At 62.5% G+C, this 13,814-nt stretch carries 11 protein-coding genes; 8 read left to right on the top strand and 3 right to left on the bottom strand.

Annotated features, from left to right (window positions below):
- Positions 1-298: 298 nt before the first annotated feature.
- A complete protein-coding gene (locus KHO33_RS42615) occupies positions 299-1,924 on the bottom strand; it encodes a hypothetical protein (RefSeq protein WP_200564928.1) in 1,626 nt (541 codons plus the stop codon).
- Between the two features lie 548 nt (positions 1,925-2,472).
- On the bottom strand, positions 2,473-3,318 hold the full coding sequence (locus KHO33_RS14970) for a helix-turn-helix transcriptional regulator (protein ID WP_407946176.1): 846 nt from the start codon (positions 3,316-3,318) through the stop codon (positions 2,473-2,475).
- 209 nt (positions 3,319-3,527) lie between these two features.
- On the opposite strand from KHO33_RS14970, the gene KHO33_RS14965 reads away from it, so the two are divergent.
- The 7 genes from KHO33_RS14965 to KHO33_RS14935 all read left to right on the top strand — a co-directional run bounded on the left by KHO33_RS14965 (position 3,528) and on the right by KHO33_RS14935 (position 11,930).
- The gene (locus tag KHO33_RS14965; protein WP_234480542.1) at positions 3,528-4,316 is read left to right on the top strand and encodes an SDR family NAD(P)-dependent oxidoreductase; all 789 of its coding nucleotides are present in this window, start codon (positions 3,528-3,530) and stop codon (positions 4,314-4,316) included.
- A 198-nt stretch (positions 4,317-4,514) separates the two neighbouring features.
- The gene (locus KHO33_RS14960; RefSeq protein ID WP_200564926.1) at positions 4,515-5,678 is read left to right on the top strand and encodes an HPP family protein; all 1,164 of its coding nucleotides are present in this window, start codon (positions 4,515-4,517) and stop codon (positions 5,676-5,678) included.
- Positions 5,679-5,778: 100 nt separating this feature from the next.
- The gene (locus tag KHO33_RS14955; RefSeq protein ID WP_200564925.1) at positions 5,779-6,192 is read left to right on the top strand and encodes a MarR family winged helix-turn-helix transcriptional regulator; all 414 of its coding nucleotides are present in this window, start codon (positions 5,779-5,781) and stop codon (positions 6,190-6,192) included.
- A gap of 6 nt (positions 6,193-6,198) precedes the next feature.
- The gene (locus KHO33_RS14950) at positions 6,199-7,989 is read left to right on the top strand and encodes a chloride channel protein (RefSeq protein WP_200564924.1); all 1,791 of its coding nucleotides are present in this window, start codon (positions 6,199-6,201) and stop codon (positions 7,987-7,989) included.
- Positions 7,990-8,315: 326 nt separating this feature from the next.
- Positions 8,316-9,188 carry a M24 family metallopeptidase gene (locus tag KHO33_RS14945; protein WP_200564923.1) on the top strand — a complete coding sequence of 291 codons (873 nt, stop codon included), beginning with the start codon at positions 8,316-8,318 and terminating at the stop codon, positions 9,186-9,188.
- Positions 9,189-9,199: 11 nt separating this feature from the next.
- The gene (locus KHO33_RS14940; protein ID WP_200564922.1) at positions 9,200-10,999 is read left to right on the top strand and encodes an SDR family oxidoreductase; all 1,800 of its coding nucleotides are present in this window, start codon (positions 9,200-9,202) and stop codon (positions 10,997-10,999) included.
- Between the two features lie 28 nt (positions 11,000-11,027).
- Positions 11,028-11,930 (top strand): metal-dependent hydrolase, encoded by a 903-nt coding sequence (locus KHO33_RS14935; RefSeq protein ID WP_054038412.1) that lies wholly within the window; start codon positions 11,028-11,030, stop codon positions 11,928-11,930.
- A 17-nt stretch (positions 11,931-11,947) separates the two neighbouring features.
- Here the strand turns inward: KHO33_RS14935 and KHO33_RS14930 are convergent, their stop codons facing one another.
- Positions 11,948-12,841, bottom strand: a complete 894-nt coding sequence (locus KHO33_RS14930) for an AraC family transcriptional regulator (RefSeq protein ID WP_200564921.1) — start codon at positions 12,839-12,841, stop codon at positions 11,948-11,950.
- A 158-nt stretch (positions 12,842-12,999) separates the two neighbouring features.
- Here KHO33_RS14930 and KHO33_RS14925 point away from each other — a divergent pair, with 158 nt between their 5' ends.
- Entirely contained in the window at positions 13,000-13,779 is a 780-nt protein-coding gene (locus tag KHO33_RS14925) for an SDR family NAD(P)-dependent oxidoreductase (protein WP_200564920.1), read from the top strand.
- The last annotated feature ends 35 nt before the right edge of the window (positions 13,780-13,814 follow it).

Raw genomic sequence — 13,814 nt, 5'->3', positions numbered from 1 at the left:
TTCGATTCAGTTGAGGGGGGATTCATGCGGGCATTGTAACGATTCTGCCGGATCGCTTCGGCGCGTGCCGGTTGCATGTCGCGGCGTTCGCGAAGGTGTGTGGGGTCGACTAGGAGAGATCGTTTGGCGTAGTCAGCCGTCGGCGGACGCAGCGTGTGAAGCATCGCGCAGGCTGACTCGTATGCATGTGCCGGGCCTGACGTTGTGAGGCTGTGACGACTGTCAGGTCCGGCCGTTCTCTCTGTTGCACCCACGAGATCGCGCTGGAGGTGCCCCCCGGGGCACCTCGCGTTGCGGACTAATGCTTGGGTGTGGACGGCGCGTTGCCGCCGCCAAGTCCACCTGTGAGGCCGCCGAGCAGGTTCGTCAACGGGGCGAGCGGAGACGAACCGCCGCTGGCGCCGCCGAGTACGCCGGTCAGTGTGCCGACCAGGTTGGTCAGTGGTGCAACCGGATTGGACGTGGTGTTCGTCGACGATCCGTGCGAGGTGCCGCCGCCCAGGCCTCCGGTTAGTCCGCCGAGCAAGGTGGTAACCGGTGCGAGAGGGCTGCTGCCTTGCGAGGTGCCGCCGCCTAGACCTCCGGTCAATCCGCCGAGCAAGCTAGTGACCGGCGCGAGGGGGCCGCCGCTGCCTTGCGAGCCGCCGTTCACTGAGGCCACCGACAGTCCGCCGAGCAACGCGGTCACAGGTGCCAGCAGGCCACCGGTGCTATGTCCGCTCGATCCGCCTGTGACACCATGCGAACCACCGGTTGTGCCGTTGGCCACGCCGTTGCCATTGCCGCTACCGCTGTTGTTGCCCACGGTGATCGGCACGATAGGCACGCTGATCGCGCCGACGCTGACGACCAGGTTCACGATCGGATCAAGCAGGCCGCCGGTGGTCTGGCTGCCGCTGCTGGAGCCAACGCCGGTGTTGGAGCCGCCGGAGCCGCTGGAGCCGCCGTGACCACCGTTGCCACCGCCTGAGCCACCGGAGCCACCCGAACCTCCAGAGCCGCCGCCGTACCCGCCACCTGAGCCGCCGTGGCCGCCGTCTCCAGAGCCGCCGCCGTTCCCACCACCCGAACCGCCCGAGCCACCGGAGCCACCGGAGCCACCCGAACCTCCAGAGCCGCCGCCGTACCCGCCACCTGAGCCGCCGTGGCCACCGTCTCCGGAGCCGCCGCCGTTCCCACCACCCGAACCGCCCGAACCGCCCGAACCGCCCGAACCGCCCGAACCGCCCGAACCGCCCGAACCGCCCGAACCGCCCGAACCGCCTGAGCCGCCTGAGCCGCCTGAGCCGCCCGAGCCGCCCGAGCCACCGGAACCTCCAGAGCCGCCCGAACCTCCAGAGCCGCCGCCGTACCCGCCACCTGAGCCGCCGTGGCCGCCGTCTCCAGAGCCACCACCGTTCCCTCCGCCTGAACCTCCGGAGCCGCCCGAGCCACCGGAGCCACCGGAGCCACCCGAACCTCCAGAGCCGCCGGAACCTCCAGAGCCGCCGGAACCTCCAGAGCCGCCGCCGTACCCGCCACCTGAGCCACCGTGCCCACCGTCTCCAGAGCCGCCGCCGTTCCCACCACCCGAGCCGCCGGAGCCCCCCGATCCACCTCCGTATCCACCACCCGAACCGCCCGAGCCAGTGGAGCCACCCGAGCCGCCGCCATAACCGCCGTCTCCAAAACCGCCGCCCCATGCCGAGCCGCCGGCCCAAGCCGAGCCGTTACCCGTACCACTGCCGGCCCATGCGCCGGATGTGGTACCGCCTCCTGTCCACGCGTATCCCGATCCTGGTTGCCCGGTTGTCGTCCATCCGCTGCCTTGCGTAAACGAGGGCGGTGGTGTGGTCGTGACGTCTCCGGCCTGACAAGAAGTGGCTAGCGACCACCATAGGAGTGCGCTCGCCGATGCAACAAGAGTGTGTTTGAAGGGAGCCATGATTAGTCCTTTCGCGATGAAATCGCGTCCTGATTGGAAGGTGTAATCAGTGCCCCCGGAAAACCGCTGATCGGTCTTGCAGAAACGTTTGCTTTTCTAGCCCGAGACCGCGTTTGTGCGCGTCGCCTTCGATTAATTTTGGAACTGGCGCGGTAGCGCCATGCTCGGATGTGGCTTGCTCGGGCAATTGGTCGCTGCAAGTTCCGAGCCAATGCGCCGGTTACGGAGCGCTGCATGTTCCGCGCACGGGCAGTGCTGAAATTGAGTGGCGTGCGGCGATGAGGGTCTTGCTGGACAGGGTAGAGCGGGAGAGGTACGGAACGCCGTGACGGCATCGCGTGGCGCGTGTTACGTCCCAGGTGTTACGTGTTCCCATCACATCGAACGTAACCTCGCCGTTACACGTCGTGCCGCGCAAATAGTTCAGACAAAAGACGGCGTTGTCATTATACGGAGTCCGATCTATTGAGGCGCATGTTGGAAACGCGCGTTTAGATCTGTGCCGGCTCAATGACTTCTGGCGCTCGCGATTCGAGGGTGCTTCGGGCTCACTTCGTTGCAATTGCCTGCTTGTCTTCGATCAGGGATCTAATCCGCTCCTGATCGACCGGTGTCGCCGGGTTGTAGACGATCATCTGAAGATCCGGCCGCCCGTCGACTGCGAAGGATGAGTATTCCAGTGAGATCGGCCCCAGCACGGGGTGGCGCAGGCGCTTGACCCCCTCGCCGTGGGTCTGCACTTCATTGTCCCGCCACATGGCGGCGAACTCGGGGCTTGAGCGGCATAGTTCGTCGACGAGCGGCGCCACCTCGGCGTCGGCGCCTGCGCGCGCGGCATCGATCCGGAAGGCGCCCACCACGAAGCGGGCCACGCTTGTCCAATCGAACTGCGCGGCACGGACGCGGGGATCGCAGAAGATCATGCGCAGGACGTTGCGCTGTTCGGGTGGCAGGGAGCCGTAGTCGGTGAGCACGGTCGCGGCGGCGCGGTTCCAGGCAACCACATCCCACGTCGCAGTCCTGACGATCGCCGGACTGTAGGGCAGTGCATCGAGCAGGCGCTGCAGTCGCGGCGTGATTGCGTCGCCGCCGCGATAACGGACTTCGGGCGGATGGCCGAGGCCGAGCAGGAACACGTGTTCGCGCTCGACTTCGGTCAGCATGAGTGCCTTGGCAATGCGGTCCAGCACGTCCGCTGACGGATTGCCGCCGCGCCCCTGCTCCAGCCACGTGTACCAGGCCGCGCTGATATTGGCGCGCTGCGCCACCTCTTCGCGGCGTAGTCCGGCCGTGCGCCGCCGGCCGCCGGAAATACCGAAGGAGGCGGGATCGAGCTTGGTCCGCCGGTTCTTCAGATAGTTGCCGAGCCGGTTGCTGCTTTCGTCGTCGTTCACTTGGGGCATGCTTAACCTGTTAAGACGTATACCCGAATAAAGTTGCCAACTTAACAGGATGATTTTGCCTCGTACGTAGCTCGCGATCAATCGGATTTGCGAAGTTTCGTACGAGCATCGCGCGCGGGAAGGGCGTGTCGGCTTACGTGGGTGACGGCCTCAATTGCCTGGACCGGATCGGAGAATCAAAGGCGATCTCGGCTGATACCATGACGCTCACCCTGTTTAAGCGAGAGAACGACATGAGACTGAAAGACCGCGTTGCCCTGATTACGGGTGCTCAACGAGGTATTGGATATGCAATTGCGGAAAGGTTCGTGGCCGAAGGAGCGAAGGTATTGCTTGCCGACGTAACGGACGCGACCGCCGAGGCAGACGCGCTCTGCGCCTCGGGCGGCGAAGCCTGCTACGTTCGTGCGGATGTGTCGCTGGAATCCGATGTGAGCGAAATGGTCCGCCTCGCTGAAGCACGATTCGGAAACGTGGACATACTGGTTAACAACGCCGGCATCGAATTCGCGAAAACTGTTCTCGACACGAGCGTTGCGGAATGGGACCAGTTGATGGCCGTTAACCTGAAAGGCGTTTTCCTGTGTTCGAAGGCCATCATCCCGGCGATGCAACGGCGTGGCCGGGGCGTCATCATTAACATTGCATCTGAACTGGGACTCGTGGGCGAGGCCAATGTGGCCGCCTACTGTGCCTCGAAGGGCGGGGTGGTGATGTTGACGAAGGCGATGGCGATCGACCACGGTCGTCAAGGTATTCGGGTGAACTGCCTTTGTCCCGGACCCGTTACGACGCAATTGCTAGAGGACGTGTTTTCCAGCAGCGCCGATCCGGCCGGTCTAAGGCGTTCTTTCGAAGCCTCGACGGTGCTGGGGCGAATTGGTTCTCCTGACGAAGTAGCCGGCGCCGCAGTCTTTCTGGCGAGCGACGACTCGGCCTACATGTCTGGCGCAAATCTGGTCATCGACGGGGGATGGACCGCGCGGTGAATCCGGATCGAGCGCGTCGGGGCGGGGCGCGGCATCCGCGTGGCAAGGCCAGTGCTATCAGGGCATGGCGGCGCGGAACGGACTTTTATATCACAACGAGATATAATGCTGGCGAGACGCACTTTCATTTCGTGAGGATTTTCACCTTAAGGTGCGATCCAGTCCCACGTCATACCCGCCAACTTTCCCATCTAAACCTTGTCCCGCTACGCTCTCATCCGCTGGCTTTCCAGCTTCGCTCCCCATCCCATCGCCGTCCGGTGGCCGGAACGCCTGAGATCGTGTCTCGGCGCATTGCTAGGGATTGCGTTCACCGGCGGGACAATGCACGTCCTTCTCGGACCGGCAGCAAATATCCCGCTCCTGGTCGCGCCCATGGGCGCGTCGGCTGTGCTGCTGTTCGCGGTGCCCGCCAGTCCACTTGCGCAACCGTGGTCCATCATCGGCGGCAACATCGTCTCCGCGACGGTTGGCGTTGCCTGTGCAAGCTGGATCGTCGATCCGTTAGGCGCCGCTGCTTTGGCCGTCTCGCTGGCGATCTGTGCCATGTTCGCGCTGCGGTGTGTTCACCCTCCGTCAGGTGCGGTTGCGCTGACCGCGGTTCTTGGTGGTCCGGCCGTGCATGCGCTGGGATACCGATTTGTGGCCGAGCCGATTGCGATCCAGTCGGTGATGCTGCTGTGCGCGGCCATCGTTTACCACGCTGCGACCGGCCATCGATATCCGCACGTCGCGCAGAGTTCGGGCAAAGGCGCGGCCGCTTCGTCTGCGGCGTCTAACGAAGGTTTCACGCGTGCTGACCTCGAGGCAGTGCTGAACCGCCGCGGGGAATTGCTGGATATCGACACGGACGATCTGGAATCCCTGCTGCGAGACGTTCAGTTGCAGGCCTACGCCCGCACGTTCAATGAACTGACCTGCACGGACATCATGTCGCGCTCGCTGGTCGCCGTGTCGGCAAACACGAGAGCGTCGGCCGCATGGAGTCTGCTGAAACAGCGCCATATCAAAGCGCTCCCGGTCACTGACGAGAGACAGCACGTAATCGGCATCGTGACTCGCGCCGACCTTGTCGACAAACGGGCGTATAGCAAAGGCGCCGGTTTGTCGTCCCCCATGCAACGCTGGTTCCGGCGCAGCATCACGCCGGCGCCGCTCGTCGGTGCGTTGATGAACGTCGACGTTCACACGGTCGACGCGGCGACACCGATCGTCGAACTGGTGCCGGTGTTCGCGAACTACGGGCATCATCACATCCCGGTTCTGGACTCGAATCAGCGGCTTGCAGGAATGATCACGCAGGCCGACCTCATCGCGGGACTCTATCGCCAGGCTTACGCCAGGCAGCGACACGCGGCATAGCAATGGCAATCGCACTATCGTAGGCACTTGCGCGTGAGTACGTGCATAAATATCACAACGTGATAGAATTTCGCATCACCTATTTCTCCACGGTACTCCGATGAAAACACTCACTCGCGGCTTGACCAAGGCGAACTTCGAGCAACTGTCCGAGTTTCGCTACCAGATGCGTCGCTTCGAGCGTTTTTCTGAGCAGGCCGCGCAGGGTGAAGGCATCACACCGTTGCAGTATCTGTTGCTCCTGCATATCAAGGGTTATCCGGAGCGTGACTGGGCGACCGTCGGCGAGCTTGCGGAACGGCTTCAGGCGCAGCATCACGGCGTGGTCGCGCTCGTGTCCCGCTGTGAGGCGCTCGAACTGGTCCGCAGAAAGGTCAGTGAGACGGACCGTCGCCAGGTCGAGGTTCATTTGTTGAAAGCTGGCGAGCAACTGCTGGCCCGCCTCGCCGAGATGCACCGTGCCGAACTGAAGTCGCTCAAAGGCACGTTCAGTGTTCCCCAGATCGATATTTGAGTCACCATGAGTCTCGATACCCACAAGCGCGATTTTTCCACCAACGCGCGGCTTCCCGGTATTTCCGCACTCGCCGCGGGAATTGGTGCGCTCAGTACGCTTGCAGCGTTCGTGCTGCTGAGCCTGATCCATCTGTTCACCAATCTGTTTTTCTTCCAGGAATTTTCGTTTGCGGAGCGCTCCCCGGCCCTCAACACGTTGGGCATTTGGGTGGTGATCATCCCGGTGATCGGCGGTCTCATCGTTGGTTTCATGGCCCGTTACGGTTCGGAAAAGATCCGCGGACATGGCATTCCCGAAGCGATCGAAGCCATCCTGTTCGGCAAGAGCCGCATGTCGCCGAAAGTGGCGATTCTCAAACCGCTGTCGTCCGGCATTGTGATCGGCAGTGGCGGACCATTCGGTGCGGAAGGCCCGATCATCATGACAGGCGGCGCGCTCGGGTCGCTGATCGCGCAGTGCGTGAAGGTCACGTCCGCTGAACGTAAGACGCTGCTGGTTGCCGGCGCAGCGGCGGGCATGACAGCGGTCTTCGGCACGCCGGTGGCGGCCGTGTTGCTGGCGGTTGAACTGCTGCTGTTCGAATGGCGTCCGCGCAGTTTTTTACCGGTCGCCCTTGCGTGTGCGGTCGCGGGCTTTGCACGCGTGGCATTCTTCGGCACGGGGCCGCTGTTTCCGCTTGAGACTGCGCCTCCCGGCGCGCTGTCGCTGGTGTCGTGCGTCATTGCAGGGCTGCTGTCCGGCGCGCTCGCGTCGGGCCTGTCAGCCGCGTTGTACAAGACCGAAGATCTGTTCGGCAAGCTGCCCATCCACTGGATGTGGTGGCCCGCGCTCGGCGGCCTCGTTGTCGGTATCGGCGGCTTTCTCGAACCTCGCGCGCTGGGCGTCGGCTACGACGTGATCGGCGATCTGTTACACCAGCACATTGCAATCCAGATCGCGCTGGCGATCCTGATCGTGAAAGCGATCATCTGGGTCGTGGCGTTGGGCTCGGGCACTTCAGGCGGCGTCCTGGCGCCGTTGCTTATGTTGGGTGCGGGACTCGGTGTGGTGCTCGGTCACGTGTTGCCTGGCGGTGAACCAGCCCTGTGGCCGCTCGTTTGCATGGCAGCCACGCTTGGCGCTACCTTGGGCGCGCCGTTGACCGCAATCGTATTCGCATTCGGCCTCACGCACGACAGCAACGCATTGCTGCCGCTGCTCGCCGCGACGCTGATCGCGCATGGGTTTGCAACGGTCGTCATGAAGCGCTCCATCATGACCGAGAAAATCGCCCGGCGTGGTTATCACATCTACCGGGAATACGGTGTCGATCCGCTTGAGCGCCACCACGTCGACGAGGTGATGTCGCGTACGGTCGAGACAATCGATGGCGATATGTCCGTGGGTGAAGCGCTAGCAACGTACTTCGGTGCGACGCAGACACATCGTGCTTATCCGGTCGTGCGTCAAGGCGTGCTAGCGGGTGTGGTCGATCGCGCGCTACTGGAAAAAATTCGCGATGACGCCGCCGCGGATGCGCTCGATTCGCGCCTCGCTGACATGTTGCGCCACCGGTCCCTCGCATTTGCATTGCCGAGTGAAACGTGCCGGCTCGTCGCAACGCGGCTTGCGGTGCACGGTCTCGAACGCTTGCCCGTAGTCACGGACTCCGAAACGTTGCAACTGGTCGGCATCGTGTCGCGCAGCGATCTGGTCAAGCCGTCACTTGCGCACTTCGACGAAGAGCACAAGAAAGAACGCTTCCGGCGTTTGCCAATTCCCGCCGGCAAGCGGCACTTTCCGCCGGTTCCTTAAGTCAGCGACCAGTCAGCGGCCGCTCAACAGCCGGAACAGATACGCAGCCGAAGAACAATCAACGTTCCGGCACGTACGCCACTAGATCCCCACGCCACACGGCTGATGCCGGAGTCGATGCCTGACTGAGTTCAGGCATTCGTACCTTCGGCCAACCGGACGGCCTCCACGCCTCCATCCCCCAACCAGTCCCCAGGGAAAACAACGAGTGGACGAGCACCCAGGGTGGTGTACGATCCAATCGTTACATCAAACAATGTAACAATAAAAAATGTCATCGTGACGGGCGGCCGCACCCCCGTCGACAGCATATTCGGGAGGCATGTATGGGTGACAAGTCCATTCCACACGTCGACGTGGAAGAACTGACGCAGTTCCGCGAAGTCCAGCAACTGGCTTATCGCTGCGTCGAGAGCGTTGGCGAAATGCTCCAACCGGGCATGACGGAAAAAGACGCTGCCCGGCTGCTGACCGAATGGCTGCAGGATCACGGCGTGCGCGACTGGCTGCACAAACCCTTCGCCTGGTTTGGCGACCGTACCGCCTTTGAAGGTTTTTCCGGGCTGTCGCACATGGCCGGTTTTAACCTGGCGTTCTTTCCGAGTTCGCGCCGGCTGGAAGAAAACATGCCGGTCATTCTCGACGTGGCGCCGGTGCTGAACGGTGTGATCGCCGATGTCGGCTACGCCACTTGCGTCGGCACGAATCCCACTCTCGAACAACTGAAAGATGACCTGGCCGAGCACCGCGAGTTGATCGTCACCATGGTGAAGCAACGGCATACGCTTGCTGACGTGGCGCGCGCGGTCGACCTGTTGTGCAGAAAGCAGGGCGTCGAGCCGCGCCACAAGGCCTATCCGTTCAAGGTGCTCGCGCATCGTGTCGCGAAGCTGAAGCAGCCGGCCAAGCCGCGTTTCGTGGCGCGTTTCGGCCTGAACGCCACGCGCAACCTCGTCCTCGACCAGGTTAGCGCGGGCAGGAAGGAGGGCTGGTCGCCGTTATGGTCGATCGATCGCCGCTCCGATCATGCGCCGACGCCGGGCCTCTGGGCCGTCGAGCCGCATCTCGGTTTTCAAGGTGTGGGCGCCAAATTCGAAGAGTTGCTGGTCATCACCGATGACGACGCCTACTGGCTCGACGACGACCTGCCGCATGTGCGCCGCTGGGCGCAGCGTGGGCGTGCGTTGGCCGCAGCATGACGGAGGCGCACATGCAACTTCTAACCGAGCCGATATCGCCCACGCTGTACGAGGCGCCGCCCGTCACTCGCCGCACCGAATTCACGGTGAGCTCGGGCGACGTGACGCTTGCCGCGAGAGCATGGGGCGACCCCGCCAGGCCGACTGTGGTGTTAGTGCATGGCTATCCCGACAACAGCGAAGTCTGGGACGCAGTGGCCGCATTGCTGGCCCACGATTTCCATGTGATTGCCTACGATGTTCGCGGTGCGGGGCAATCCACTGCGCCGAAGGGGACAGCAGCTTACCGTCTGGGAAAACTCACCGACGACTTCATCGCCGTCATCGATGCCGTGAGCCCCAATCGCGCCGTCCATCTGGTCGCGCACGACTGGGGCTCGATCCAGGGCTGGGAGTTCGTCACCGAAGAGCGCTTGCGCGGGCGCATTGCGTCGTACACGTCGTGCTCGGGCCCTTGCCTCGATCACGTCGCTTATTGGATCCGAGCACGCTTGCTGCGTCCCACGCCGCGTTCGATCGGCAAGCTATTGGGGCAACTGGTGCGCTCCTGGTACGTGCTGCTGTTCCATTTGCCGGTGCTGCCAGGCTTGACCTGGCGCATGTGGCTCGGCCGCGCGTGGCCGCGAGTACTACGTCGCGTGGAAAAGACGCAGATCGCGCCGCGCCCGACGCAAACCCGGGACGGCGTGCGCGGCGTATCGCTGTATCGCGCCAACTTCATCCGCTGCCTGTTCACGCCGCGCAAGTGCTACGCGCACGCACCGGTCCAGGTGATCGTGCCGACGCTGGACAAATACGTCAGCCCGGCCCTGTCCGAAGATCTTTCGCGATGGGTGCAGAAGTACTGGCGCCGTGAGCTGACCGCGCGGCACTGGCTGCCGGTTACGCATCCCGAACAGATGGCCCGGATGGTGCGTGAACTCGTCGATCACGCTGAAGGTGGCGCCGAACCGGACACGCTGCAACGCGCCCGTATGGACGCCGCACGCAAACCGCTCAGCGGCAAGCTCGCGGTCGTGACCGGTGCGGGCAGCGGCATCGGCCGATGCATTGCACTGGAATTCGCGAAGCAAGGCGCCGCGGTGGTCGCGGTCGATATCGACACTGCAAGTGCGGAACGCACCGCTACCCTGGCCAGGTTGTCAGGCTGCCAGGCGTATGCGCGCAAGGCCGACGTCGGCAGCGCCGAACAGATGGAAGAGCTGGCGGACTGGGTCGGGAAGGGCCTCGGCGGCGCCGACATCATGGTCAACAACGCGGGCATTGGCATGGCAGGCGGCGTGCTCGACACCTCGGCACAAGACTGGGAACGTATTCTTCACGTCAATCTGTGGGGCGTGATTCATGGCTCGCGCCTGTTCGCCCGGCAGATGGTGAAGCGCGGGAACGGCGGTCACATCATCAACACTGCGTCAGCCGCGGCCTTCGCTCCTTCGCGCGACCTGCCGGCCTATGCGACCACCAAGGCTGCCGTGTTGATGCTTAGCGAGTGCATGCGCGGAGAACTCGCAGCGCACGGTATCGGCGTCAGCGCAATCTGCCCGGGGTTCGCCGAGACGGGAATCATGGCCTCAACCCAGTATGTCGGCGCCAGCGCTCAGGAGCAGGACCGCATGCGCCAGAAAGCCGCGAAGCTTTACCAGTTGCGCGGCCTGCAGCCCGAGACGGTCGCTAAAGCCGCGCTCCGTGCGGTATTGCGCAACAAGCCTGTGGTCGCCATCGGCATCGAGGCGCATTCAATGCGTTTCATCTCACGCTACATGCCTGGACTAAGCCGCGTGATCGCTCGCATCGGCATGGTGCCGCGCTGATCTTATCCACCGGATGCCGGAGACCGTCATGACCCAAGAACACACGCAATACAAGATCAGGGCACGCCATGTGAAATTCGACTGGAGTCAAACGCCGATCCAGTGGATTCCCGGCGACCCGTCGAGCACGCACATCATCAATGTGCTGAACCTGCTGTTCCCTGCAGGCGAACTATGGTTCTGCCGCGTCTACAACAAGGCGCTGCCGCTGATTGCAGACCCGGCGCTGCGCGATGACGCAGAGGGATTTCTCAGGCAGGAAGCGGTGCATTCGCGCTCGCACGGCGGTGTGCTCACGCACTACTACAAGGCTCACGGAATCGACACGCAGCCTTTCACAAAGAAACTCGACTGGCTGTTTGGCAAACTGCTCGGCGAGCAACCGCTCGGACTGAAGATCGGCAAAACGCGTTTCTGGCTGCGCCAGCAACTGGGCGTTATCGCCGCGCTGGAACACTTTTTTGGTTATCTCGGCAATTGGGTGCTCAATGCCGACGGCCTCGATGCCGCTCATGCCGACCCAACCATGCTCGACCTGCTGCGCTGGCACGGCGCCGAGGAAGTGGAGCATCGCACGGTAGCCTTCGACATCTTCCGGCATATGGGCGGCACCTACTTCGAACGCTGCTTCCACATGTTGTCGACGGTGATTCTTCTACTGTACTTTCTCACGCACGGCGCGCGCTTCATGCACCGGCGCGATCCTGACGCCGGCACGTACCGCGGTTTTATCCTCGCATGGCGCGCCGGGGCGCGGCGCGGTTGCCTGCCGTCGTTCTGGAAGATGATCGCAGCCGCGTTACGCTATTTCAATCCGCGCTATACACCGCATCACGAAGGCTCGACCGAGCAGGCACTCGCCTATCTTGCCACCTCGCCCGCTGCGCAGGCCGCGGCGCATGGAGGCAACTGGGTGCGCGATGCGAATTGACACGGCGGCGTGAAGCACTAGGTCGTTGCCGTTTTCAAAGCCTCTATGTCACGGCGAGGTGGCGCTCCAAACATGCGCGAGTATTCGCGGCTGAATTGCGATGCGCTTTCGTAACCCACCTGATAGGCCGCCGCTTCGGCATTGGCAATGCCTGCCACCATCAGGTTGCGTGCTTCAAGCAGGCGAAGCTGCTTCTGGTATTGCAACGGGGTCATCGATGTCAGCGCCTTGAACTGCCTGTGGAATGCCGACGGACTCATTTGTGCCACGGCGGCCAGCTCCTCGATGCGGACGGTCTCGGTGAATTGGCCTCTTAACGCATGGATGGCAGTCACGACTTTATGCACATGGCTGGTGGCCAGCACGACCCGGGCGACCTCGTTGCCGTGACGCCCCGTGAGCAACCAGTAGCAGATTTCCCGCTTGATCATCGGCGCGAGAATAGGAATAGCGTGAGGCGTGTCGAGGAGACGCACCATGCGCAGCATGCAGTCAGCGAGCGGCCCGTCCATCTCGGTGACAAAAACGCCGTGGCCGAGTTCGTCTTCCGGCGCAGGCGGCGTATCGAGACATGCCATGACATCGCGCATGATGGCGAGGTCGAACTCCATGGCGATCGCGAGATAGGGCTCGGTTGGACTGGCTTTCACAATCCTGCTGAACGCCGGCATCTCGACGTTGACGATCAGGGCTTGTCCTGCCCTGTAGTCGTAGCGCCTGTCACCGAATGTCGTCCACTTGGCGCCTTGAACGACGACACAGAGGGCCGGCTTCATGATCAGATGAGAGGGATGCTTTTCATGATCCGACCGGATGATGATTAAGCCATCGATGGCGGTCATGAACGGACCCTCGCTCCCGGCTTGATTGTCGGTGTAGCGTTTGACACCTTCGACCAAGGCATTTGACATATGAAACTCCTTCGCGCCAGCATTTCCGCATGTTACTGCCTCGCGTGTCGAGCTGCAGAGCCTGAGCAGGATTAGGCAAGAAGAAGGACAGTTAGGGCATTCAGCCTCGCTATCGGCCGGAATAAGCTGCGTCTACACCTCTAACGTGGAGCGCAAAAATGACAGCAGGACAATCGGCAGACGCCATTTCGAAGATCGCCATCGTGACAGGCGGGAGTCGCGGTTTGGGGCGCAATACGGTCCTGAGCCTTGCGAAGCGCGGCGTCAGTTCCGTATTTACCTATCGCGCCAATCAGGCGGAAGCCGACAAGGTTGTCGGCCTCGTGGCGGAGGAGGGGCAAAGAGCCATTGCTCTGCCACTCGATACCGGAAAAGTGAGCACATTCGACGCGTTTGTGGAGCAGGTTCGGGCGTCGCTTGCGCAGTTGGGCGCCGAGCGTTTCGACTACCTCGTCAACAACGCCGGCACGTCGAATCACACTCCGTTCGAAAAGACTACCGAGGAAGAGTTGGACAGTCTTTACCATGTCCATTTCAAGGGCGTGTTTTTCCTGACGCAAAAGCTTCTGCCGTTGATCAAGGACGGTGGCCGCATTGTGAATATCTCCTCGGGACTGACCCGTTTCACTTTTCCAGGCAGTGGGTCCTATGCATCCATGAAAGGCGCGGTCGAGGTTCTGACTCGTTATCTCGCGAAGGAACTCGGTCCGCGCCGAATTGCCGTCAATACCGTCGCGCCAGGCGCAGTCGCTACGGACTTCAGTGGCGGCATGGTGCGCGACAATCCCGAGATCAACAAGCTGGTGGCGGACGGCACGGCGCTCGGTCGTGCGGGCTTGCCCGACGACATCGGCCCGATGATCGCGTCGCTGCTGTCCGAGGACAATCGCTGGGTCAATGGCCAGCGCATCGAAGTTTCGGGCGGCATGTCTCTGTAGCTGTGCCAGAATCGGCATTCTCCCAACGAGGACAG

It is taken from the genome of Paraburkholderia nemoris, from assembly GCF_905221015.1.
In the GTDB taxonomy this organism is placed as follows: Bacteria; Pseudomonadota; Gammaproteobacteria; order Burkholderiales; family Burkholderiaceae; genus Paraburkholderia; species Paraburkholderia nemoris.
This window is presented reverse-complemented; position numbering and strand designations above follow the sequence as displayed.

Excerpts from the sequence above, each read along its gene's own strand:
- KHO33_RS14955 (WP_200564925.1), top strand. The coding sequence starts at position 5,779 with ATGAAAACACTCACTCGCGGCTTGACCAAGGCGAACTTCGAGCAACTG.
- KHO33_RS14925 (WP_200564920.1), top strand. The coding sequence starts at position 13,000 with ATGACAGCAGGACAATCGGCAGACGCCATTTCGAAGATCGCCATCGTG.
- KHO33_RS14950 (WP_200564924.1), top strand. The coding sequence starts at position 6,199 with ATGAGTCTCGATACCCACAAGCGCGATTTTTCCACCAACGCGCGGCTT.
- KHO33_RS42615 (WP_200564928.1), bottom strand. The coding sequence starts at position 1,924 with ATGGCTCCCTTCAAACACACTCTTGTTGCATCGGCGAGCGCACTCCTA.
- KHO33_RS14965 (WP_234480542.1), top strand. The coding sequence starts at position 3,528 with ATGACGCTCACCCTGTTTAAGCGAGAGAACGACATGAGACTGAAAGAC.
- KHO33_RS14930 (WP_200564921.1), bottom strand. The coding sequence starts at position 12,841 with ATGTCAAATGCCTTGGTCGAAGGTGTCAAACGCTACACCGACAATCAA.
- KHO33_RS14945 (WP_200564923.1), top strand. The coding sequence starts at position 8,316 with ATGGGTGACAAGTCCATTCCACACGTCGACGTGGAAGAACTGACGCAG.
- KHO33_RS14935 (WP_054038412.1), top strand. The coding sequence starts at position 11,028 with ATGACCCAAGAACACACGCAATACAAGATCAGGGCACGCCATGTGAAA.
- KHO33_RS14940 (WP_200564922.1), top strand. The coding sequence starts at position 9,200 with ATGCAACTTCTAACCGAGCCGATATCGCCCACGCTGTACGAGGCGCCG.